Annotated in this window: 22 protein-coding genes; 9 read left to right on the top strand and 13 right to left on the bottom strand. The window is 69.2% G+C overall.

Features of this window, described 5'->3' with window-relative positions; all coding sequences use genetic code 11:
* The 3 genes from G3A44_RS17805 to G3A44_RS17795 all read right to left on the bottom strand — a co-directional run.
* The coding region (locus G3A44_RS17805) for a TRAP transporter small permease (protein ID WP_163459101.1) at positions 1 to 182 on the bottom strand (182 nt) is incomplete at its 3' end.
* Positions 183 to 281: 99 nt separating this feature from the next.
* Positions 282 to 1,286, bottom strand: a complete 1,005-nt coding sequence (locus G3A44_RS17800; RefSeq protein WP_163459104.1) for a TRAP transporter substrate-binding protein — start codon at positions 1,284 to 1,286, stop codon at positions 282 to 284.
* Positions 1,287 to 1,444: 158 nt separating this feature from the next.
* A complete protein-coding gene (locus G3A44_RS17795; protein WP_310734406.1) occupies positions 1,445 to 2,326 on the bottom strand; it encodes a shikimate dehydrogenase family protein in 882 nt (293 codons plus the stop codon).
* A 126-nt stretch (positions 2,327 to 2,452) separates the two neighbouring features.
* On the opposite strand from G3A44_RS17795, the gene G3A44_RS17790 reads away from it, so the two are divergent.
* The gene (locus G3A44_RS17790) at positions 2,453 to 3,262 is read left to right on the top strand and encodes an IclR family transcriptional regulator domain-containing protein (RefSeq protein WP_163459100.1); all 810 of its coding nucleotides are present in this window, start codon (positions 2,453 to 2,455) and stop codon (positions 3,260 to 3,262) included.
* 50 nt (positions 3,263 to 3,312) lie between these two features.
* On the opposite strand, the gene G3A44_RS17785 is transcribed toward G3A44_RS17790, so the two are convergent.
* From G3A44_RS17785 to G3A44_RS17755, 7 genes are all read right to left on the bottom strand, one after another.
* On the bottom strand, positions 3,313 to 4,572 hold the full coding sequence (locus G3A44_RS17785; protein ID WP_163459099.1) for an ABC transporter substrate-binding protein: 1,260 nt from the start codon (positions 4,570 to 4,572) through the stop codon (positions 3,313 to 3,315).
* A gap of 147 nt (positions 4,573 to 4,719) precedes the next feature.
* Positions 4,720 to 5,790 carry a Gfo/Idh/MocA family protein gene (locus G3A44_RS17780; RefSeq protein WP_163459098.1) on the bottom strand — a complete coding sequence of 357 codons (1,071 nt, stop codon included), beginning with the start codon at positions 5,788 to 5,790 and terminating at the stop codon, positions 4,720 to 4,722.
* Between the two features lie 37 nt (positions 5,791 to 5,827).
* The gene (locus G3A44_RS17775; RefSeq protein WP_163459097.1) at positions 5,828 to 6,595 is read right to left on the bottom strand and encodes an ABC transporter ATP-binding protein; all 768 of its coding nucleotides are present in this window, start codon (positions 6,593 to 6,595) and stop codon (positions 5,828 to 5,830) included.
* Between the two features lie 13 nt (positions 6,596 to 6,608).
* A complete protein-coding gene (locus G3A44_RS17770) occupies positions 6,609 to 7,376 on the bottom strand; it encodes an ABC transporter ATP-binding protein (protein WP_163459096.1) in 768 nt (255 codons plus the stop codon).
* Entirely contained in the window at positions 7,373 to 8,377 is a 1,005-nt protein-coding gene (locus tag G3A44_RS17765; protein ID WP_163459095.1) for a branched-chain amino acid ABC transporter permease, read from the bottom strand. Before G3A44_RS17765 ends, G3A44_RS17770 begins: the two co-directional genes overlap by 4 nt.
* A gap of 26 nt (positions 8,378 to 8,403) precedes the next feature.
* Positions 8,404 to 9,279, bottom strand: coding sequence for a branched-chain amino acid ABC transporter permease (locus G3A44_RS17760; protein WP_163459094.1), 876 nt, complete (start codon positions 9,277 to 9,279; stop codon positions 8,404 to 8,406).
* 152 nt (positions 9,280 to 9,431) lie between these two features.
* Entirely contained in the window at positions 9,432 to 10,583 is a 1,152-nt protein-coding gene (locus tag G3A44_RS17755; RefSeq protein WP_163459093.1) for an ABC transporter substrate-binding protein, read from the bottom strand.
* 236 nt (positions 10,584 to 10,819) lie between these two features.
* Here G3A44_RS17755 and G3A44_RS17750 point away from each other — a divergent pair, with 236 nt between their 5' ends.
* The 6 genes from G3A44_RS17750 to G3A44_RS17725 all read left to right on the top strand — a co-directional run bounded on the left by G3A44_RS17750 (position 10,820) and on the right by G3A44_RS17725 (position 15,700).
* Entirely contained in the window at positions 10,820 to 11,578 is a 759-nt protein-coding gene (locus G3A44_RS17750) for an IclR family transcriptional regulator domain-containing protein (protein WP_163459092.1), read from the top strand.
* An 80-nt stretch (positions 11,579 to 11,658) separates the two neighbouring features.
* Positions 11,659 to 12,273: a histidine phosphatase family protein gene (locus G3A44_RS17745; RefSeq protein ID WP_163459091.1), complete on the top strand. Its 615-nt coding sequence runs from the start codon at positions 11,659 to 11,661 to the stop codon at positions 12,271 to 12,273.
* Between the two features lie 125 nt (positions 12,274 to 12,398).
* Entirely contained in the window at positions 12,399 to 13,613 is a 1,215-nt protein-coding gene (locus G3A44_RS17740) for an NnrS family protein (protein WP_163459090.1), read from the top strand.
* A gap of 34 nt (positions 13,614 to 13,647) precedes the next feature.
* A complete protein-coding gene (locus tag G3A44_RS17735) occupies positions 13,648 to 14,166 on the top strand; it encodes an RrF2 family transcriptional regulator (protein WP_163459089.1) in 519 nt (172 codons plus the stop codon).
* Positions 14,167 to 14,214: 48 nt separating this feature from the next.
* A complete protein-coding gene (locus G3A44_RS17730) occupies positions 14,215 to 14,592 on the top strand; it encodes a SirB2 family protein (protein WP_163459088.1) in 378 nt (125 codons plus the stop codon).
* 196 nt (positions 14,593 to 14,788) lie between these two features.
* Positions 14,789 to 15,700, top strand: coding sequence for an amino acid ABC transporter substrate-binding protein (locus G3A44_RS17725; protein WP_163459087.1), 912 nt, complete (start codon positions 14,789 to 14,791; stop codon positions 15,698 to 15,700).
* Positions 15,701 to 15,748: 48 nt separating this feature from the next.
* Here the strand turns inward: G3A44_RS17725 and G3A44_RS17720 are convergent, their stop codons facing one another.
* The 3 genes from G3A44_RS17720 to nhaR all read right to left on the bottom strand — a co-directional run bounded on the left by G3A44_RS17720 (position 15,749) and on the right by nhaR (position 19,322).
* Positions 15,749 to 17,602, bottom strand: a complete 1,854-nt coding sequence (locus tag G3A44_RS17720; protein ID WP_163459086.1) for a sensor histidine kinase — start codon at positions 17,600 to 17,602, stop codon at positions 15,749 to 15,751.
* Positions 17,603 to 17,707: 105 nt separating this feature from the next.
* The gene (locus G3A44_RS17715) at positions 17,708 to 18,337 is read right to left on the bottom strand and encodes an ABC transporter ATP-binding protein (RefSeq protein WP_163459085.1); all 630 of its coding nucleotides are present in this window, start codon (positions 18,335 to 18,337) and stop codon (positions 17,708 to 17,710) included.
* A 55-nt stretch (positions 18,338 to 18,392) separates the two neighbouring features.
* Entirely contained in the window at positions 18,393 to 19,322 is a 930-nt protein-coding gene (gene nhaR / locus G3A44_RS17710) for a transcriptional activator NhaR (RefSeq protein WP_310734405.1), read from the bottom strand.
* A 97-nt stretch (positions 19,323 to 19,419) separates the two neighbouring features.
* On the opposite strand from nhaR, the gene G3A44_RS17705 reads away from it, so the two are divergent.
* On the top strand, positions 19,420 to 20,193 hold the full coding sequence (locus G3A44_RS17705) for a TerC family protein (protein ID WP_163459083.1): 774 nt from the start codon (positions 19,420 to 19,422) through the stop codon (positions 20,191 to 20,193).
* Between the two features lie 98 nt (positions 20,194 to 20,291).
* Positions 20,292 to 20,990 carry a Bax inhibitor-1 family protein gene (locus G3A44_RS17700; protein WP_163459082.1) on the top strand — a complete coding sequence of 233 codons (699 nt, stop codon included), beginning with the start codon at positions 20,292 to 20,294 and terminating at the stop codon, positions 20,988 to 20,990.
* Positions 20,991 to 21,031 lie beyond the last annotated feature (41 nt).

The following is a 21,031-nucleotide window of genomic DNA, read 5'->3' as shown; positions in this document are numbered from 1 at the left end:
ATGGCCCCCAGGAAGGTCAGCCACACAAAGGCCCAGCGCGAGAGCTCCTCGCTCACCGTGATGCCCGAGTTGAACGCGTAGCGCAGCACCACGTTGCCAAACACCAGCACCACCATCACCGCCAGCAGGCCCACCAGCGCCCATTCCAGGGCCTGGCAGTAGCGTTTGAGAAGCTTGTCCATCGTCTCGTGTCTCCGCGGCGGCAGGGGGCCGGCCGCCTGAAATGAAAACGCTCCCCGGCGGCCCCCTCCCAGGGCGCACGGAGAGCGCGGGCGCCCGGCTTACTTGGCGGCGCGGGCCTTGGCGATCTCGGCCATCACCTCATTGACCAGCGGCTCACCCAGCTCCTGGGTGTACTTGGCCAGCACGGGCTTGGCGCGCTCACGCAGCTTGGCCTGCTCTTCTGCCGGCAGCTCGATGACTTGCATGCCCAGCTTGCGCAACTCGGTCAGCACCTTGGCCGCGGCCTCGCGGGCCACCTGGCGCTGGTACACCGCGGTCTCCTGCGCCGCCTCGCGCAGGATCTTCTGCTCGGTGGCGGAGAGCTTGTCCCAGAACTTCTTGCTGACGATGACCGCCTGTGGCGTGTACATGTGGTGGGTCAGCGTCAGGTACTTGCTGACCTCGTTGTACTTGCCATCCAGGATGTTGAGCAGCGGATTGGTCATGCCGTCGATGGCCCCCTGCTCCAGCGCCGTGTAGGTCTCGGTGAAAGGCATGGGCACCGGGGAGGCGCCCAGGGCCTTCATGAAGTCCACGTACAGCGGGGTGGGGATGACGCGCATCTTCACCCCCTTGAAGTCATCTGCCTTGGCAATGGGGCGCTTGGCCGTGTGGATCTGGCGGAAGCCCAGGTCCCAGTAGGCCAGGCCCACCAGGCCACGTTCCTGCAGCTTGTCCAGCAGCTTCTTGCCCACCGGACCGTCGGCCACGGCGTCGGCTTCCTTGGTGTTGGCGAACAGGAAGGGGAAGTCAAAGATGGCCATTTCCTTGACGTTGCCGGCCAGCAGGCTGGCGTTCATCACGTTCATCTCCACCGTGCCGCCCTGCATGGCCGAGACCACCTGAAGGTCCGGGCCCAGGGTGCCGCCAGGGAAGTTCTTGACGGTGATCTTGCCGCCGCTCTTCTTGGCCACCAACTCGGCAAAGCGCTCCACACCCATCACCTGCGGATGGCCCTTGTTGCTGGCTGAGGGGAACTTGATGGTGCGCACCTGGATGTCGTCGTTGGCCAGGGCCGGCAGGCTGCCCAAGGCGCCGGCCGCAGCCAGGGCCACGGCGGCCATCAGGCCCAGGCGGCGGGCGGGACGGAAAGTGCGGGGATAGGACGGGGTCACGGGCATGTCTCCAGACAGGTTGAGGGAACGCAGGAAATGGCGCCCCCTGACCCACGCTGCGGATGGCGCGGGCGGTGGGCACGGCGGGGAACCGGTGCAGCGCGGGCTCAGCCCGGCGGTGCCGTCATCAGGTGGCGGCGCACCTCGGAGAGGTCCTGGGCCAAAGTGCCGGCCAGCTCAGGCAGGCCGACAAAGCGCAGGTAGTCGGGCACCTGTTGCACCAGCATCTCAAAGCCAGGGTGCACGGTCAGGCCGCGCTCGGCGCAAGCGCGCATCAGCGGCGTGGCCTGGGGCTTCATCAGGATGTCCACCACCGCGGCACCAGGGCGCAGATCGGCCACCTCCAGCGGCAGCGGGTCATCGGCATGCAAGCCCAGCGGGGTGGCGTGGATCACCAGGTCCACGTCATTCAACGGGGCGTGGCCATCCCACACGGTGAGCCGGGGGCCGGTGCCACTGGCCGGCCAGGCGTGGGCCTGCAGGCGCTGAAGCAAGCGGGCGGCGCGGCCCGGATCGGCATCGCGGACCCGCAGCTCGGACACCCCCGCCGCCACGAGGGCGACGGCGATGGCGGCGCCGGCGCCCCCCGCCCCCACCAGCAGCACGCGCTGGCCGGTCGGGGCCAGCTGCCAATGGTGCAGGGCCGATACCAGTCCCTCGCCATCGAACAATGCGCCTTCCAACTGGCCGTCGGCGCCGCGGCGCACGGCATTGACCGCGCCCGCCACGCGGGCAGCGGTGTCCATGCGGCCCAGCTCATCGACCAGCGTGGTCTTGTGCGGAATGGTCAGCCACAGCGCCTGGATGTTGTCGGCACCCAGCACCGCCCGGGCGAAGGTGGAGAAATGCGCTGCCGGCACCTGGGCGGGGACCAGCACAGCGTCCACGCCATGGCGCTGGAAGATGCGGTTGAAGATGGCCGGCGCCTGCACCTGGCGGACGGGATCGCCCGCCACCATGAAGACGCGTGTTGTGCCAGAGATGTTCACGATTGAGGACCGAAGGCCGCAGAAGTATGGAGACGCACTGTAGGAAGGCGGCACCCGGGCCACAAGGCATCTTCGCGACAAAATGACCGATAATCGGACGATCGTATCCGATCACCGGATGATCCTATGGATAACCCTGAACCCACCTTCCCGGCCCGCTTGCCCGGTGACGCGGGATTCCCGATTGAGGCGGCCGACCTGATCGCCGGCCTGGGACGCGGCCTGGCCGTGATCGAGTGCTTTGACGATGAGCACGCGCGGCAGACGGTGGGCCAAGTGAGCGAGCGCACCGGCATACCGCGCACCGCGGCGCGACGCCACCTGCTGAGCCTGTGCCACTTCGGCTACGCCGCCACCGACGGCAAGCTGTTCTGGCTGACGCCGCGCGTGCTGCGCCTGGGCCGCAGCTACCTGGAGGCGGCCCGGGTGCCGCGCCTGGTGCAGCCTTTCATCCAGCGCCTGTCCATGGCCACCGGCGAGACGGTGAACGTGAGCGTGCTGGACGGCCACGAGGTGGTGTACGTGGCGCGCAGCAACAGCCCACGGGTGGTGTCCATCGGCTTTCACGCCGGGGCGCGGGTGCCGGCGCATGTGGTGAGTCCCGGCGTGGTGCTGCTGGCCACGCTGGACGAGCCAGCACTGCAGCGCTGGCTGGCCGAACACCCGTTTGCCGGCTTCACCGCCGCCACGCCGGACAGCGCCCAGGTGTACGGCGATCAAGTGCGCCGCGCCCGCCAGCAGGACCACTGGATTTCCGTCGGCCAGCTCGACACGGGCCTGACCGGCGTGGCCACCGTGCTGCGCGACCGCCACGGCGACTGCCAAGGCGCCCTGGGCATGACGCTGCAGAGCGCCCACTGGCCCGCCGAGCAGGTCGAGGCCCGCCTGGTGCCGGCCTTGCTGGAAACCGCCCAGACCCTGCGCAGCGTGCTCTGAGGTGCCCTGCCCGAGGCCGCGGCGATGCCAAGCGCGGTCGCGGCCCCGTCTCAGCGCTTGCCCGTGCCGCTCAGGCCCATCGACAGGGTGGAGAGGAAGTCCATCACCTCCTGCTGCCCGTTCTTGACGGTCATCAGGAAGCTCATGCGGTCCAGATCGCCCTTCTGGTCGTACTCGGTGTAGAGCAGCACGCCGGGGTGCTTGTGGGTGCTGACCTTCAGGCCCTTGAGCGCGGCCACCACCGCCGCCCGATCGACCCGGCCGGCCCGCTCCACCGCCGCCTTGTAGACCCACACCCCAGAGTAGCCCTTGAGGCTGTTGTGGTCGGGGGTCGTCTTGTAGTGGGCCTCATAACGCTGGCGGAACTGGCGGATGGCCGGCAGCGGCGCGTCCACCGGCAGGCCCACGTGGGCGATGACGCCGTTGGCCGCCTCGCCGGCCTGCTCGATCACCTTTTGGCCGATGAGCGTGGTCTCGCCATAGACCGGCTTGCTCCAGCCCTGGCGGCGCAGCTCCTTGAGAACACGGGGCGACTCCAGCTCGTTGGTGTAGACAAAGACCCCGTCGGGCTGCAGGCCCAGCAGCTGCTTGACCGCGGCAGACATGTCCTCCTGCGCCTGCTCCACCGACACCGCGCCCAGCACCTCGCAGCCGGAGCCGGCCAGCGCCTTGCGCAGCACCTCCAGCCCCCCCTTGCCGAAGTCGTTGTTCACATGCAGCACAGCCAGCTTCTTCACCCCTGAGCGTTGCGCCAGGTAGAGCGCCATCTTGGGAATGCCGATGGCCTGGGTGAAGGCGGTGCGGACCACCGAGGGGTGCCCCTTCTCGGTCACTGCCGCCGCCTCGGCCCCGGTGAGGTGCGGCACGGCCGGGTTGCGCGTGGCCTCCATGGCCACCAGCATGGAGCCGGAGAACACTGGCCCCAGCACCGCCGGCGCGCCAGACTCCACCGCTGCAGTGACCAGCTTGAGCGCCACCTCAGGCTTGGACTGGGTGTCCTGCACGCTGAAGCTCAGCGGTCGGCCCAACACGCCTCCGGCCTCGTTGATGTCACGCACCGCCATCTCGATGCCGTTGCGGAAGTTGGTGCCGGCGACGATGCCCGGCCCGCTGAGCTCCAGCACGCCCGCCAGCGCCAGCGGCGGGCCGCCCGGGGCCACGGTCTTGGCAGGCGCGGTGCCACCGCTGGCCGGCAGCCCTTGGGCCAGGGCCTGCCAGGGCAGCAGGGCCGAAAGCCCCAGCAGTTGCCGGCGGCGATCGCCAAGGCCGGTCCGGGCAAGAGGTTCAGCGACAGTGGGAGAGGTGGGCATGTGGATGTTCTTGGGCATGGCGTGGCAAAGCCGAAACGGAACGGGGAAATGAAAAAAGGAAGCCAGCGCACCGGCGACGGACCGCGCTCCCCGCGCCCCAGCGCCGGTTGACCCGCGCCAGCCTCCTTGAAAACGAGGGCCGGCAGGTTAGGGCACACCGGCCTGGACATGGGCCAGACGCACCACCTGGCCCGAGCGACTGGCCTCGTGCACGGCCAGGCACAGACGCAGACTGGCCAGGGCATCGTCGGCCCGCACCAGCGGTTCGGCCCGTCCCTTGACGACCTCGACGAAGTGCTGGAGCTGGGCGGTGAGCGGATCCAGCGGCGCCACGCTCAGGCGGTCTCGCCGCATCGCCTGGTTCCAGCTGGCCTCCGCACCCTGCTCCACCTGCCAGCGGGTCAGGGTGGGCACGGCCAGGCTGCCGCGGGTGCCGGCCAGCAGCAGGCAGTCCTGGCTGTCGTCGCGGGCGTAGGCCGGATTCTCGCCGCTGGTCTGTTCCCAGCTGCGCACACAGGCAGCACTGTCGGAGACGATCAGCGTGCCCAGGGCACCGCTGGCAAACTCCAGCAGCACCGCCGCGCTGTCTTCCACCGGCAGATGGCGCTGGGCGTGGCCGGCCCGGGCCTGCACCGCCACCACCTCACCGGCCAGCCAGCGCAGGGTGTCGAGTTCATGCACCAGGTTGATCAGGATGGGGCCGCCCCCGGACTGGGTTCGCCAGGCGGCCTCGAAATAGGCGCGGGGCTTATGGAAGAGCACGGTGGTGTTGACCGCCACCAGCCGCCCCAGCTCACCGGCCACCACGCTGGCCTTGGCGGCCTGCAGCAAGGCGCTGTGGCGGCGATGGTGCCCCACCAGCACGGGCACCCCGCTCTGGCGCGCCTTCTCCACCAGGGTCTGACCAGCGGCCAGGTCGTGGGCCACCGGCTTCTCGATGAGCACCGGCACGCCGCGGCGCAGCAGGGCCAGGGCCTGGGGCACGTGCAGGTCGTTGGGCGTGGCCAGGATCACGGCGTCAGGCAGCGGTGCGGCCAACAGCTCATCCAGGCTGCGGTGGTGGGGCACGCCCTGCTCGGCGGCCAGCGCGGCCCCGGCGGGGCTGGGGTCGACCACGCTGTGCAGCCGGGCGCCCATGGCGGCCCCGACCGCCGGCGCCAGGCGGCGCGCATGTTCCCGGCCCACTTGGCCGGCGCCGGAGAGGGCAATCTGAAGCATGTGGTGCTCCTGGCGGGAGGGGGCGGGAACGGGCTGCTCAGGCGCCGGCGGCCGCCGGCGCAGCGACGTGGGCACCGCCCAGGAACAGCCGTTCGATGTGCGGGTCGGCCAGCAGTTCGTCGGCCTGTTTGTGCAGCACCTGGCGGCCCGATTCCAGCGCGATGGCCTCGTCAGAGATCTTGAGTGCGCTCTTGACGTTCTGCTCGACCATCAGCACGGTGGTGCCTTGGGCGGTCAGTTCGCGCAGCAGGCGGAAGACATCCGCCACCACCAAGGGCGACAGGCCGATGGAGGGCTCGTCAATCAGCAGCACCTTGGGGCGCAGCAGCATGGCGCGGGCGATCTCCAGCTGCTTCTGCTCACCGCCGGAGAGGGCCGAGGCCTGGCTGTGGAGGCGCTCTTGCACGCGCGGAAAGCGCCGGAGCACTTCGGGGATGCGTTCGTGCGTGGTCTTCATGCCCAGGGTGATGCCGCCCAGCTCCAGGTTCTGGTGGACCGTGAGCTGGCCAAACAGGTTGCGGCCCTGGGGCACGAAGGCAATGCCGTGCCGCACCAGCAAGTCCTTGGGCGCGGCCCCGGTGATGTCCTGCCCCTCCAGCAGCACGCTGCCTTCGCGCACCCTGAGCAGGCCGAACAGCGTCTTGAGCACCGTGGACTTGCCCGCGCCGTTGGGCCCGATCAGCAGGGTGATGGCCCCGCGCCGCGCCCGCATGTTGAGGCGGTTGAGGATCATGAAGTCGCCGTAACCGGCGACGACGTTGCGGAATTCGATGGCCACGTCCTGGGCCGGGATGTTCAGGCTCATGGGGCCGTCTCCTTCAACTGCCCAGATAGGCGTCCAGCACCTGCTTGTTGGCCCGAATCTCATCGGGCGTGCCCACGGCCATCACCTGCCCCTCCACCATCACCAGGATGCGGTGGCACAGGTCCATGACGAAGTCCATGTTGTGCTCGATGACCACAAAGCTGCCACCCTGGCGGCGGTTGAGGTCCTTGAGCAGGGTGCTGATGCCGCCCACCAGGCTGGGGTTGACGCCGGCGCAGGGCTCATCCAGCAGCACCAACGCGGGTTCGCTCATGAAGGCCATGGCGATGTCCACCAGCTTCTGCTGGCCGTAGCTCAATTCACCGGCCTTCTTGTCGGCCACGTGCCGGATGCGGAAGAGGTCGATCAGCGCATCGGCCTTGTCGCTCAGGCCCGAGTCGGCCGGCGCGAACAGGCGGCTCAGCAGCGTGCCGTGGTGCTCCTGCGCGGCGACGATGAGGTTGTCACGCACGGTCATCTTGCCGAAGACCTGCAGGGTCTGGAAGGTACGGCCCACGCCCAGGTGGTTGAGCGCCCGGGGCGACAGGCCGGTGATGTCGCGGCCCTGGAGCTCGATCCGGCCTTCATCGGGGGTGATCTGGCCCAGAACGCTGTTGAACAGCGTGGTCTTGCCCGAGCCGTTGGGCCCGATGACACCGAAGATCTCGCCCGGTCGAACCTCGAAGCTCACACCGCCCACGGCCTGGATGGCGCCGTAGGCCTTTTTCAGACCGCTCACGCGCAGCAGCGGCGCGTCGGTTTGGGGCTTGGCGACGCTCATGCCCGGTCTCCCTGCGAATGGGGGTGTTGGGCCGCCGCCGCGGCGCGGGCCACGGAGGCCTCACGCGCCTGGCGACGGGCCTTGAGGCGGTCGGGAATGGAGAGCAGGCCGTCGGGCAGCCACAGCATCAGCAGCACCACCGCCGTGCCGAACACGAACAGGTACCAACCCTGGGCAAAGCGCAGCCACTCGGGCAGCAGCACGCCCACCGCAGAGCCGAGCACCGGGCCGAGGAAGTAGCCTGGCCCGCCCAGCACCACCATCAGGTACATCATGATGGAGGCGCCCGCCGTGAAGGGGGCGGGCTCGATGAACTCCACCAGGCAGGCGAACAGCGCGCCGGCGGCCCCCGCATACGCCGCACCGATGGCAAAGGCCAGCAGGGTGTAGCGCTGAATGTGGATCCCCAGGCTCTCGGCGCGGATGGGGTTGTCACGCAGCGCGGTGAAGGCCTTGCCCCAGGGCGATCGCAGCAGTCCCCACAACAGGCCGGCCAGCACCAGCGCCACCGCCAGCACCAGGTAGTAGTAGGCCAGCGGGCCGTTCAGGGACAGTCCGGCCAGCGTGGGCCGGGTGATGCCGTTGATGCCAAAGGTGCCCCCGGTGAGCCACTCCTCGTTGCGCATCACCAGCCACACCGCGGTGTTAAAGCCCAGGGTGGCAAAGGCCAGGTAGATGGTCTGTACCCGAAGGGCTGGAAAGCCCAGCAGCAGGCCGGTCACGAAACAGATGGTCATGCCCAGCGGGAGGCCCACCCAGAAGCTCAAGCCATGTTGCAGGCCAATGGCCACGGTGTAGGCGCCGATGCCGAAGAAGGCGGCATGGCCCAGGCTCTTCTGTCCGGCATAGCCCACCGTCAGGTTCAGCCCCATGGTGGCGATGACAAACACCAGCCAATAGGTGAACAGGTAGACACCATAGTTCTTGAGCAGCGGGGGCACGGCCAGCAGGAGCACCAGCGCCACCCAGCCGCCCGCCTTGGCGAGTTTGGAGGATGTCATGTCAAAGTTCCTTCCGAGGCGGTCGCTCAGACCTTGCGGATCTCTTTGCGTCCCATCAGCCCTTCGGGCTTGAACAGGATCACCACCATGAACAGCAGCAGCGCCACGGCGTCCTTGTAGGCCGGGGAGATATAGGCCGCGGCCAGGTTCTCCGCCACGCCCACGATCACCCCGCCCAGCAGGGCACCGCGCGAGTTGTTGAAGCCGCCGATGATGGCGGCGAAGAACGCCTTGGTGCCCAGGCCCTCACCCATGTCGAACTTGGCCAGGTAGGTGGGCGTGACCAGCAGCGCCGCCGCCGTGGCCAGCAGGGCATTGAGCGCAAACACATAGAACACCATGCGAGGCACGTTGATGCCCAGCACGGTGGCGCTCTCGGTGTTCTGGGCCACCGCCTGCATGGCCCGGCCCGTGACCGTGCGGTTGAGGAAGGCCTGCGTGGCCAGCACCAGCGCCAGCGCCAGCGCCAGGGTGCCCAGATCCGCCAGGGTGACGTTGACACCGGCCACGGTGAACAGGCGGTCGGCAAACAGCGAGGGGAACGGATGGGCTTCGGCGCTGTAGCCGGCGCGCACGCCGTTGCGCAAGGCGATGGCCAGGCCGATGGTGGCCACCACCACCGGCATCAGGCCGTGGCGCAACAGGGGGTCGGCCACGCCGCGCTTGAAGGCCCAACCCAGCACGGCCACCGCCAGCACGCAGGTGGCCAGAAAGGCCAGCGGCAGCGGCAGGCCGGCGAAGCCGAAGCCCAGCATCAAGAAGGCCGGCAGCATCACGAACTCGCCCTGGGCGAAGTTGATGGTGCCGCTGGCCTGCCAGAGCAGGGTAAAGCCAAGCGCCGCCAGGGCATAGATGCCGCCGGTGGCACAGCCGGAGAGGAGGAGTTGCAGGAAGTCGGTCATCGCAGCGGTCCACTGTGGGCGCAGGCGGTCGGGCCGGGCCGCGCCCACCACCCCAAGGTGGCAGACGCGGGGCGTCGGCGTCGGTGGGCCCGGAGGGCGTCAGGCCGCAGGCACCCAGAGGGCACGGCCCCCCGCCCCGGCCTCGGACGGGCTTACTTCACAGCACCCAGCGGCGGCAGCACGGCCTTGACCACCTGGCGGCCGCCCTGCACCTCGACGATGTAGCTCTCTCGGTCGAGGTCCCCGTTGTGGTCAAAGGCCACATCCATCAACACGCCCGGGTGCTGTGCAGCACTCAGTTTCAGGCCATGCAGGGCCTTGGCCACCGCCACACGGTCGAACTTGCCGACCTTCTCGATGGCGGCCTTGAGCACGTACATGCCGGTGTAGCCCTTGATGCCGTTGTGGTCGGAGATGTAGCCGTAGGCCTGGTAGTACTTGGCCTTGAAGCGCAGCATGTTCGGATTGGGCGCATCCACCGTGAGGCCGACGTGGGCGGTGGCGCCGTTGGCGGCGTCACCGGCCAGTTCGATCACCTTCTGGCCGGTCAGCGTGGTCTCCCCCACGATGGGCTTGTTCACGCCCTGCTTGCGCAGCTCGCGCAGGGCGCGGGCGCTTTCTTCCTCGTTGGTGTAGACAAAGATCGCGTCGGCATTGGCCTGCTTGGCCTTGAGCACCGGCGCCGAGAAGTCCACCTGACCGGAATCGGTGGAAATGTCGGCCACCACCTTCACACCCTCGGCGGCCAGCGCCTTGGCAATGCTGTCGCGCCCGCCCTTGCCAAAGTCGTTGTTCACGAAGATCACCGCCACCGTCTTGGCCTTCAGACCCTGGGCGATGTAGCGCGCCACCTTGGGCATCGCGGTGGTCTGGGTGAAGCTGGTGCGGAAGATGTAGGGGTTGCCCTTCTGGGTGATGGCCGCGGCCTCGCCGCCGGTGAAGTTGGGCACCTCGGCACGCTGGGTCTCAGTCATGCTGACCATGATGGAGCCCGAGAACACCGGCCCCATCACCGCGAACACGCCGTCGTCCACCGCCTTCTGGGTCAGGCCTTTGGCCACGCCGGGGTTGGATTGGGTGTCGAGCGAGGAGAACTCGATCTTCTTGCCCAGGATGCCCCCGGCAGCGTTGATCTCGCGCAGGGCCAGCTCCACCCCGTTCTTGAAGTTGGTGCCGGCCGTGGCACCAGCCCCGGACAGCTCGACGATGTTGGCGATCTTGACCGACTGGGCGTGGGCCAGCAGCGGTGCGCTGAGGGCGACCGTGGCGGCCAGGGCGAGCAATGAGCGGCGGACGATGGACATGGCGCTTGTCTCCAGATGGGATCAGCCTCTTGGGGCGACCCGGCCGCCATGGCGGAACATGCGGCAACGGGCCTGGGCTGCGCCGCACGATAGGCAGCGCAGCCCCCGGTGACAAGGCGGAAGACCCGAATTTGCGCGACTATCGCGCACAGTGCGCGTAAAGCGATCATTTTTGGGGAAAGTCCTGAGCACCAGGGTGCGGAGGCCTTCGCGGCCATGGCACCATCGCGTCCACCATGGAGATCGCCAGCACCGACATCGTCGAGGGCCTGGGCAAGGGCCTGCGGGTCATCGAGGCTTTTGATGACGACCACCCCCGGCTGACCGCCTCCGAGGCGGCCTCCCGGGCGGGCATCACCCGCACCGCGGCGCGGCGCTACCTGCTGAGCCTGGTGCATTTCGGCTATGCCGACACCGACGGCAAGCGCTTCTGGCTCTCACCCCGCATCCTGCGCCTGGGCCAGAGCTACCTGGGCTCGGCCCGTCTGCCGCGGCTGGTGCAGCCCTTTGTCCAGCGGCTGGCGGCCGACAACGGCGAGAACTACAACTTCAGCGTCTTGGACGGCCATGAGGTGGTCTATGTGGCCCGCTCGGTCAGCAGCCGGGTGATGAGCATCGGCTTTCCGGTGGGCGCGCGGGTCCCTGCCCATGTGGTCACACCCGGCGTGGCCATCCTGTCGACCTGGGCGGAGTCGCGTCTGCAGCAGTGGGTGGCCGAGCATGAGTTCTCCGCCTTCACGCCCCGCACCACCACCGACCCCGAGGCGTTCATGACCAGCGTGCGCCAGGCCCGTGAAATGGGCTACTGGTGCACCGAGCAGCAGCTCACCCCCGGCCTGCGCGGTGTCGCCATGCCGGTCAAGGACCGTCGGGGCGACTGCGTGGGCGCCCTGGGCGCCACCCTGCCCATGCAGAACGCCACGCTGGCTGAGGCGGTCGAGCGGCTGCTGCCCGCCCTCACCGACACCGTGCAGGTCCTGCGCGACGTGCTCTGACCCCTGGCACAGCAGCACCTGCCGCCCCCGCGCCGACGGCGCCTGACGCCTTTCCGATGGCCCACCCACCACCCCCAGCCATGTCCCCCTCCCCGCTGCCACCACTTTGGATCGCCCGCCACGGTCAGACCGATCTCAACATCGACGAACGCTGGCAAGGCCGGCTCGATCCCCCGCTCAACGCCCTGGGTCTGGCCCAGGCCGACGCCCTGGCGGCGCGCTGGCGCCCGGCCGACACCCCTTCCGCCCTGCCCCGGCTGCGGCGCATCGTCTGCTCACCCCAGTTGCGGGCACGGCAGACGGCCGCACCGCTGGCCCAGGCCCTGGGGCTGGAGGTGGTGCTGGACGCCCGCTTCCGGGAACGGGACTTCGGGATCTTCGAGGGGCTGACCGCAGCCGAAGCCCTGGCGCGGCATCCCGAGGCGGCCCGCGCCCAGGTCGCGTGGCGCTGGGACCGGAGCCCGGAGGGCGCCGAGGCGGTGCAGGCGGTGGTGGACCGCGTGGCCGAAGGCCTGCAGGCCCTGCGCGCCGAAGCCGCCCTCGCCCAGGCGCAGGGCAGCCCGGGGGCCGTGCTGGTGGTCTGCCATGGTTTTGTGGTGCGCTGCCTGCGCCACTTGCTCGACGGCGTCAGCGCCGAAGACTTCTTCACCCAGACGCGTTTGGGAAACGGCGAGGTGCTGTCCCTGGCCTGGTGAGGCCGCGCCGGCCCCCATCCGCCCCACAGCTGCTGATTGGGCCGCCATAAGATTCACTTCATAGTTTGCTTATAGCGGCGACCAAGGTCACAATAAGAGTCATCAAATATTCATCTTCAAGCACCATGGCCACCCAGTTCATCCAGATTGAGGAGATCCGCCGCGCTCCGCCGGCGGACCGGCTGGCGCTGTGGGACCTGGGCTTTCGGCCCTTCTACCAGCTGGCGGGCCTGCAGGCCGTGGTGTCGGTACCGCTGTGGGCTGCCCAATTCCTGGGGCTGCTGCCCCACCCGGTGCTGGCGGGCCCGCTGTGGCATGCCCACGAGATGGTGTTCGGCTTTGCCCTGGCCGTGGTGATCGGTTTCCTCTTCACCGCCGGCCGTCATTGGTCGGGCCAGCCCACGCCAACCGGGCGCCCCCTGATGGCCCTGGCCGCCCTCTGGGTGGCCGCCCGGGTGCTGATGTGGAGCCCCTGGCCGTGGGCTGCCGCCGTGGCCAACGTGGCGGTGCCCCTGGCCGCCGCCTGGGGCCTGGGCCGCGCCTTGCACCGCGGCCCCCACCGGCGCAACCACTTCTTCGTCCTGTTGCTGCTGGGCCTGGCCGTGGCGGCCGCCAGCCTGCATGCCAGTGCACTGGGCGCCGGAGCCGTGACCGCCACGTTGGCGGTGCCCCTGGCGCTGGACGTCCTGCTGTTCATGATCGCCGTGATGGGCGGCCGGGTGATTCCCATGTTCAGCCAGAACGGCGTGCCCGGCTTGCGGGCCACCCGCCATCCGCCGCTGGAACGCCTGGCGCTGGGCAGCCTGTTGGGCCTGGGGGCCGCCGATGCCCTCCAGGCCCTGGTGCCCACGCCCCACTGGGCGCCCTTGCAGGCGCTGATGCTGGGCCTGGCCCTGGCGACACACGGGCTGCGGCTGGTCCTGTGGCAAGGCTGGAAGAGCGGCCGTCAACCCTTGGTCTGGGTCCTGCACCTGGCCTACGCCTGGCTGTGCGTTCACCTGGCCCTGCGCCTGGGGGCCTGGGCCGGGCTGGTGACGCCAGGCCTGGCCGTCCACGCCTTGACGGTGGGGACCCTGGGCACCATGACCCTGGGCATGATGACCCGCACCGCCCTGGGCCACACCGGCCGCGCGCTGCGGGCCGGAGCCCTGGAAACCACGGCCTACCTCCTGATCACGCTGGCCGCCTTGCTGCGGGTGGCGCTGCCGCTGGCCGCACCGGGGTGGCTGCCCCTGGCCGTCGGCGCCTCCAGCGTGGCCTGGGCCCTGGCTTTCGGCCTCTTCCTGGTGCGCTACGCTCCCTGGCTGTGGCGTCCACGCGCCGACGGTCAGCCTGGCTGACCCCCTCTTTCCCCAAACCCTCCCCGGAGCCGACATGCGCCTGACCGCGATGACCGACTACGCCCTGCGCCTGCTCATGTACCTGGGCGGCCATCCCGCACGGCTGTGCACCATTGCCGAGGTCGCGCAGGCGCATGGGCTGTCCGAGGCCCACCTGATGAAGATCACCCACCAGCTCGGCCTGGCCGGCTGGATCACCACCGTGCGGGGCAAGGGGGGCGGGATGACCTTGGCCCGCCCGCCGGCCGAGATCAACCTGGGCGCCTTTGTGCGCAGCGTGGAGCCCGATTTCCAGCTGGTGGAATGCATGGGCGCCCCGGCAAGCCCACCCGTCACCGGACCCAACGAGCGCCATTGCCTGCTGACCGGCCAGTGCCGCCTGGCCGGCGTCTTCGATGAGGCGCTGCGCGGCTTTCTGACGGCCCTGGACCGGCGGACCCTGGCCGACGTGCTGCCACGCCAGCGGGCAGGCACCGCCACCGTGGCACCGCCGCAGCCCCGCACCCGGACACGCGTGCGTGCTGCGGTTCGTCCCGCCCCCCCCGAGGCCTGAGGGCCACCGCCTGTCCTCCACCCTGGCGGACCCGCGCCCACCTCCAGCATGAGCTACCTGCTCCTCAAGCACCTGCACATGGGGCTGGCCGCCCTGAGCGTGACCCTGTTCGGGCTGCGCGCCCTCCTGGCCTGGCGGCAAGCGGCTTGGCGCCAGCGCTGGACGCCGCTGCGCTGGCTGCCTCACGTGGTCGATTCCGGCCTGCTGCTGGCCGGCCTCACCCTGATGGTGCTGAGCCGTCAGTTTCCCGGGCCCGCCGCGCCCTGGCTGGTGCCCAAGCTCCTGCTGCTGGTGGCCTACATCCTGCTGGGCCGGCAGGCGCTGCGCCCGGGGCTGGCCCCTGGCGTGCGCCTGGGCTGGACGGCCGCCAGCGCCACCGCTGTGGGCGCCATCGTGGCGCTGGCGATGCTCAAGCCGCCGCTCTGACCCCCTTAGGGACCTGAGCTGCGGGCAAACGCTGCCCCCAAAGGCCTCGGGGGCGCGACGCCAGCGGGTATGCTGCCGGCCGTCCGTCTTTGCCTGCCCGCCGCCCATGCCGCCCGCCCCTGCACACGCCAGCCTCCGCCGCCGTTTCCCGACGCCGTGCGCCCGCCGGCGCGGACGTCTGGCGCACTGGGGACTGGTGGCGCTCTGCCTGGGAGCCGCCTGGCCTGCTTGGGCCGCTACGGCGGCCGGGCGCGCAGAAGACCCGATCCAAAGCTCCCCCGCGCTGGCCAAGATCCGCGATGCCGGGGTCATCACCCTGGGCTACCGCGACTCCTCGCCGCCGTTCTCCTACCTGGACCGCCAGCGCCAACCCATCGGCTACTCCATCGACATCTGCCTGCGGGTGGTCGATGAGGTGCGGCGCCGCCTGGCCATGCCCACACTGGATGTGCGGCTGATGGCAGTGTCCTCGGCCACCCGGTTGCCGCTGCTGGCCAACGGCACGGTGGACCTGGAATGTGGCGTCACCACCAATACCGCTGAACGCAACAAGAGCGTGGCTTTCTCGGTGACCACCTTCGTGGCGGCCAGCCGGTTGATGGTGCGCCCCGGCAGCTCGATCCGCGGCCTGGAAGACCTGCGCGGCCAGCCCGTGGCCACCACGGTGGCCACCACCAGCATCCAGTTCCTGCACACCACCAACGAGAGCCGACAGCTGGGCATGAAGATCCTGGCTGGACTCGACGACCTCGAAGCCTTCCGGCTGCTGGCCACCGGCCGGGCCGTGGCCTTTGCCATGGATGATGTGCTGCTCAAGAGCATGATCGCCACCCAACCCGAGGCCGCCGCCTACCAGATCGTGGAGGAGCCGCTGACCGTGGAGCCCTATGCCATTGGCCTGCGCCGCGACGACGCGGTGTTCAAGCGCCTGGTGGACGGGGTGATCGTGGACCTGTTCCGCAGTGGTGCGATCCACGCCCTCTACCGCAACTGGTTCCAGTCGCCCATCCCCCCCAAGGGCATCAACCTGCAGATGCCCATGAGCGAAGCGCTCAAGCGCGTGGTGGCCAACCCCACCGACGCCAGCGACCCGCGGCTGTACCGGTAAACCCCCGTCGCGGGCCGCACAACGGCGCTGCCGGTGCGGCTTCAGGCTTCAACCCAGCAGCTCGCCCGGCAGCGACGGCCGCACCGAACCTTGCGCCCAGGGCAGGTCGAACTCGAACACCATGCCCTGCCCCGGCACCGGCCGCAAGGCCCGCAGGCTGCCGCCGAACTCCGCCACGATCTTGGAGGAGATCACCAGGCCCAGTCCCAGGCCTTCGCCAGCTCCCTTGGTGGTGAAGAACGGCTCGAACAGCCGGGCCCACTGCAGCTCGCTCAAGCCGGGACCGCTGTCACGCACCTGTACCAGCACCCGCTGGCCGCTGAGTTCGGCATGGACCTCCAGCCGCCGAAGCGCCACGCCACGCAGAGCGTCCAGCGCGTTGCCCATCAAGTTGAGCAGCACCTGCTCCAGCCGGTGCAGGTCGCCCAGCACCTGTAGGTCGTCCGGCACCTCGACCAGGAGGTCCACCGGCTGCTCGCGCAGCCGGTGTCCCAGCATCAGCACCACGTTGCGCACCGCCTGGGACAGCACCACCGGCTGGTGGCTCAGGCCCTCCTTGCGGGCAAAGGACTTGAGCTGCCCCACGATGCGGCCCATGCGCTCGGCCATCTCGTCGATCATGCGCAGGTTGCCGGCCACCTCGCGCAGGCGCTGGGCCTCCAGGAATTGCAGGGCGTTGCCCGAGAGGGCGCGCAGGGCGGTCAGGGGCTGGTTGATCTCGTGCGAGATGCCCGCCGACATCTGGCCCAGCACCGCCAGCTTGCCCGCCTGGATCAGCTCGCCTTCCATCTCCTCGCGCTGGGCGATCTGGCGGGTCAGCTCTTCGTTGGCGCTGCGCAACTGCCAGGTGCGCTCGTCGACCTGGGCCTCCAGCTGGTCATGGGCCTGCTGCAGCGCGTTGCGGGCCGCCAGCAACTGGCGCATGCTGCGCCGCCGGTGCAGGCCGTACAGGGCCAGCAGCCCCAGCAGCGCACCGCCGGCCGCACCGCCCCAAGCCGCATGACGGGCCAGGCGCTGCACCTCGGAGGGATCCGACAGCGCCAGCAGCCGCGCCCCCAGCGGCACGATGGTGCGCTCCTGCGCCACCTGCCGCTGGATGCTGCGGCCATCGGGGGCGGCCAGGGCCAACAGGCGCACGCCAGGCTCCAGCTCCTGGACCTCCTGCCAATCCAGCGGTGCCAGCGAGGCCGCCGCATAGCGGCCGGTGTCCTCGCGCACGGCCTGGGCACCGGTGGTCTTGTACTTCCAGGCCGGCACGGACGACAGCACGACCACCTCGTTCTCGTCGATCACCAGCAGGCGCTCGCTCTGGGTGCGCAGGCCCAGGTCAATCCAGGTGGCCTCCAGCGGCGCCAGGTTGACCCGTACCACCACCTGCCCCAGACGCCGGCCTTGGCGCTGCACCACCTGCACAAAGTAATAGTCGGTGGTGCCGTCAGCGTCGTTGGCCGCGAAATAGTCGCGGGGTCCGTCGCGAAGCAGGGCTTGCAAGGCACGCGGCGGCAGTGCATCCTGCCCCGCCGCCCCGCCCCGCAGGCTGGAGGCCAGCACTTCGGGCTCGGCGCCGGCGTCGTCGGCCAAGATCAGGATCCCACTGGCGCCGGCCCGCGCGGCGATGCGCACCAGCTTGCGCGAGGCCTCCTCACGGCGCCGCAGATCAGCCGGTTGCAACAGCAGGGCTTCGATGTCCGGCTCGGCCGCCACCAGACTGGGCAGATAGGCAAAACGGGCCAGCTCCGACTCCAATGTGGCGGCGTAGAGGGCCAGACGCTCCCCGGTGACGGAGGCCAGCTGGGACAGGCCAGCGCGTTCGCTCCAGCGGTAGCCCAACAGGCCACCCACCAGGGCAGGCACCAGCACCAGCAGGGCCAGCCACAGGCCAGACCAGGTGGGGCGCCTCAAGGAAATCAGGGCAGGTACAGCTCGCACGGGCGCAAGTGTGCCTGAGGCCAGCTTGGCTGCCAGCCGGGCAGGCCCCAGGGCGACGGCGGCGGACACGCGCCGGGCTCAATCCCCCAAGTCCAGCACCCGCACGCCGGGCAGGCCCTGCAGCCGTTCAGGGCAGCTGTAGTCCGCCACGACCCAGCAACGGTGGGATTCCTGGGCCGCCTCGGCCAGCAGCTCGTCAAGCACCCGGCAGGAACGCGCGTCCAGCGCGGCGTGGGGCTGGTCCAGCAACACCAGCCGGGCCGTGCCCGCAGCGGCAGCCACCAAACCCAGCTTACGCCGGGTGCCGGTCGACAGCATGTGGACCTGCTTGAGCAGATGGTCCTGCAGACCCAGCGCCTCCAGCAGGGCGCTGGCCACCTTGGCGCGCCAGCCCGGCTGCGCCGCATGCCGGCCCAGCCATTCGGCGGCCACCACCGCACGCAGCCCTTCCTCCTCCAGGTCAGAGAGGAAGGCAGGCCAGGGCGCCGGGTGCAGCGTGCAAGCCGCCGGCAGCGGATCGGCACCTGCCAGCAGACGCAGCAGCCGGGTCTTGCCACGGCCCTCGCCCCCCAACACCAGTTGCAGGCCCGGGTGCAGCACCCCCTCAAGCGGGCGGGCACCGGGCGGCCCCCAGTCCTGCAGCACATAGCTCAGGGTCGGCCCCGCCGCCGGCAGCTTGCGGTCATCAGCATCACAGGAGGTGTTCATGGGCGAATCGGGTGAGGACTGGGGAAACTGTGGCGGAGAAACCGGCGTGCCAGCGTCAAGGCGCCGCCATCAGCGCCTGGCGGGCCTGGGCGGTGATGGCGGCCACACAGGGGTGGCTGATCTGTCGCTCCACCGAGATGGCAAAGAGCTCCTCCTGCAGTGCCTCGACATGACCCAGCACGCGGACGCCATGCTGGGCGCAGGTCTCCTGCTCCAGCACTGCAGCCGAAAAGAACACCCCCCGCCCCTGGGCCCCGAAGGCCTTGAGCAGCGCATCGTCGTCAAACTCACCGATGACCTGGGGGCGCAACGCCTGCTCACTGAGCCAGAGATCCAGCCGCTGCCGCATGGCCGAACCCATGCCCTGGATGAGCAGCGGTGCGCCCTCCAGGCAGGCGGGAAAGGGCTGTCCCGCCAAGCGCTGCGCCAGCACCGGCGCGGCAAAGCAGGCCATGGCCGTGCTGCCCAAGCGGTGGCTGAAGGCCTTGACACTCAGCCGCTGGTCCATCGCCGCGTCGGCAATCACCAGGTCCAGCTGGTGCACTGCCAGCTGGCCCAGCAGGTCGGTCTTCTTGCCCTCGCGGCACAGCAGCCGGACCGCCTGGTCCAGCGCCAGCGCCGGCTCCAGCAGGTGGTAGGCGATGGACTTGGGCACCGCATCGGCGACGCCCACCCGGAAGGTGATGGCGGCCGCGGCCCCTTGGGTCTGCCCCAGGGCTGCCTGCAGCGACTGACCCAGGCTGAAGATGCGGTCGGCGTGGTCCTGGGCCACCAGGCCGGCCTCAGTCAGCTCCAACCCCCGGCCCACACGGCGCAGCAGGGCGCAGCCCAACTCGTCCTCCAACAGCTTAATTTGTGAGGACAAGGTCTGGGGTGTCACATGCAGCTGTTGGCTGGCACGCAGAATGCCTCCAGCCTTGGCTGTGGCCCAAAAGTAGTACAAGTGCTTGTAATTCAAGGCCCTGATCCGGTGCAATCTGTCCACTCGGTTTGTCGCCAACGGCGAACCATTCGATTTTTCCTGATCGACTCGAATGCAAATTCGAATTTACCCGACCCCACCTCTTCGCTAGAGTCACACGATGGACTTTCTACTCGACCCCAACATCTGGATCGCCTTTGCGATGCTCACCGCCCTGGAAATCGTCCTGGGCGTCGACAACATCATCTTCATCTCCATCCTGGTCGGCCGCCTGCCGCCGGATCAGCGTGACAAGGCCCGCCGTCTGGGCCTGGGCTTTGCCATGGTCTCGCGCCTGGCGCTGCTGCTGTCGCTGTCCTGGGTGATGGGCCTGACGGCCGACCTGTTCCATGTGGCGGGCCAGGGCATCAGCGGCCGTGACCTGGTGCTGCTGCTGGGCGGCCTGTTCCTGCTGTGGAAGGCTTCGCATGAGATCTTTGTGGAGGTCGAGGCACGCGAACAGGGCGGCCCGCCCGAGTCTGACCCGGCGGCTGTCAAGGCCAGCGGCAAGAAGCTGTTCTTGGCGACCATCGTCCAGATCGGCATCATCGACATCGTCTTCTCGCTGGATTCGGTGATCACGGCTGTGGGCATGGTCGACCAGATCGGCGTGATGGTGGCTGCTGTCGTGGCCGCCGTGGGGGTGATGCTGCTGGCCGCCAAGCCCATCGGTGACTTCGTCGACCGCCACCCGTCGGTCAAGGTGTTGGCCCTGTCCTTCCTGGTGATGGTGGGCATGGCCCTGACCGCCGAGGCCTTCGATGCCCACGTGCCCAAGGGCTACATCTACGCCGCCATGGCTTTCTCTCTGGTCGTCGAGTTTCTGAACATTCGGGCTCGATCCAAGCGCAAGCTGCTCGCCGAGGAGTCGGGCACGCTGGCCGAGAAGGTTTGAACGCACGTCCACGGAACCTGGAGCCGCAAGGCTCCTCCAAGCAACATAGCGAAAGTTTCGCTACATTCCCGCCCGCAACTGCAACCTCGGAGTCCGCCATGAACCACTCGTTTGACTCTTTTGCCGCCGCGTACGCGCAGAGCGTACCCTCGGTGGAGCAGCGCAACCGCGTGCTCCGCAACACCTACTGGCTGCTGGCCCTGTCCATGGTGCCCACAGTGCTGGGCGCCTGGATCGGCGTGGCCACCGGACTGGCCACGGCCATGTCGCCCCTGGTGAGCATGATCGTGTTCTTCGCCGGCGCCTTCGGCTTCATGTTCGCGATCGAGCGCACCAAGAACTCGGCGGCCGGCGTGCCGGTGCTGCTGGGCTTCACGTTCTTCATGGGGCTGATGCTCTCGCGCCTGGTGGGTGCGGTGCTGGGCCTGTCCAACGGCGCCAGCCTGATCATGACGGCGTTCGCCGGCACCGGCCTGATCTTCCTGGGCATGGCCACGCTGTCGACGGTCATCAAGCGTGACCTCAGCAGCATGGGCAAGTGGCTGTTCATCGGCGCCATCATGCTGATGGTGGCCGGCATCGCCAACGTGTTCCTGAAGTCGAGCGCGCTGATGATCACCCTGATGGTCCTGGCCATCGGCATCTTCTCGGCCTTCATCCTGTACGACCTCAAGCGCGTGCAGGACGGCGAGGAGACCAACTACATCACCGCAACCCTGAGCGTGTACCTGAGCATCTACAACGTGTTCCAGTCGCTGCTGTCCCTGCTGGGCATCTTCGGCGGCAACGACGACTGAAGTGCCGCCCGCCTCCGGGTTCTCTGGAGGTGCGCACATCG

Source organism: Ideonella livida, from assembly GCF_010499455.1.
GTDB classification, from domain to species: domain Bacteria; phylum Pseudomonadota; class Gammaproteobacteria; order Burkholderiales; family Burkholderiaceae_C; genus Ideonella; species Ideonella livida.
The sequence above is the reverse complement of the archived record's forward strand: the minus strand, read 5'-3'. Positions and strand labels throughout refer to the sequence as shown.

Excerpts from the sequence above, each read along its gene's own strand:
- G3A44_RS17730 (WP_163459088.1), top strand. The coding sequence starts at position 14,215 with ATGAGCTACCTGCTCCTCAAGCACCTGCACATGGGGCTGGCCGCCCTG.
- G3A44_RS17775 (WP_163459097.1), bottom strand. The coding sequence starts at position 6,595 with ATGAGCCTGAACATCCCGGCCCAGGACGTGGCCATCGAATTCCGCAAC.
- G3A44_RS17785 (WP_163459099.1), bottom strand. The coding sequence starts at position 4,572 with ATGCCCACCTCTCCCACTGTCGCTGAACCTCTTGCCCGGACCGGCCTT.
- G3A44_RS17760 (WP_163459094.1), bottom strand. The coding sequence starts at position 9,279 with ATGACCGACTTCCTGCAACTCCTCCTCTCCGGCTGTGCCACCGGCGGC.
- G3A44_RS17755 (WP_163459093.1), bottom strand. The coding sequence starts at position 10,583 with ATGTCCATCGTCCGCCGCTCATTGCTCGCCCTGGCCGCCACGGTCGCC.
- G3A44_RS17715 (WP_163459085.1), bottom strand. The coding sequence starts at position 18,337 with ATGAACACCTCCTGTGATGCTGATGACCGCAAGCTGCCGGCGGCGGGG.
- G3A44_RS17740 (WP_163459090.1), top strand. The coding sequence starts at position 12,399 with ATGGCCACCCAGTTCATCCAGATTGAGGAGATCCGCCGCGCTCCGCCG.
- G3A44_RS17770 (WP_163459096.1), bottom strand. The coding sequence starts at position 7,376 with ATGAGCGTCGCCAAGCCCCAAACCGACGCGCCGCTGCTGCGCGTGAGC.
- G3A44_RS17735 (WP_163459089.1), top strand. The coding sequence starts at position 13,648 with ATGCGCCTGACCGCGATGACCGACTACGCCCTGCGCCTGCTCATGTAC.
- G3A44_RS17705 (WP_163459083.1), top strand. The coding sequence starts at position 19,420 with ATGGACTTTCTACTCGACCCCAACATCTGGATCGCCTTTGCGATGCTC.
- G3A44_RS17780 (WP_163459098.1), bottom strand. The coding sequence starts at position 5,790 with ATGCTTCAGATTGCCCTCTCCGGCGCCGGCCAAGTGGGCCGGGAACAT.
- G3A44_RS17745 (WP_163459091.1), top strand. The coding sequence starts at position 11,659 with ATGTCCCCCTCCCCGCTGCCACCACTTTGGATCGCCCGCCACGGTCAG.
- G3A44_RS17790 (WP_163459100.1), top strand. The coding sequence starts at position 2,453 with ATGGATAACCCTGAACCCACCTTCCCGGCCCGCTTGCCCGGTGACGCG.
- G3A44_RS17700 (WP_163459082.1), top strand. The coding sequence starts at position 20,292 with ATGAACCACTCGTTTGACTCTTTTGCCGCCGCGTACGCGCAGAGCGTA.
- G3A44_RS17765 (WP_163459095.1), bottom strand. The coding sequence starts at position 8,377 with ATGACATCCTCCAAACTCGCCAAGGCGGGCGGCTGGGTGGCGCTGGTG.
- G3A44_RS17800 (WP_163459104.1), bottom strand. The coding sequence starts at position 1,286 with ATGGCCGCCGTGGCCCTGGCTGCGGCCGGCGCCTTGGGCAGCCTGCCG.
- G3A44_RS17750 (WP_163459092.1), top strand. The coding sequence starts at position 10,820 with ATGGAGATCGCCAGCACCGACATCGTCGAGGGCCTGGGCAAGGGCCTG.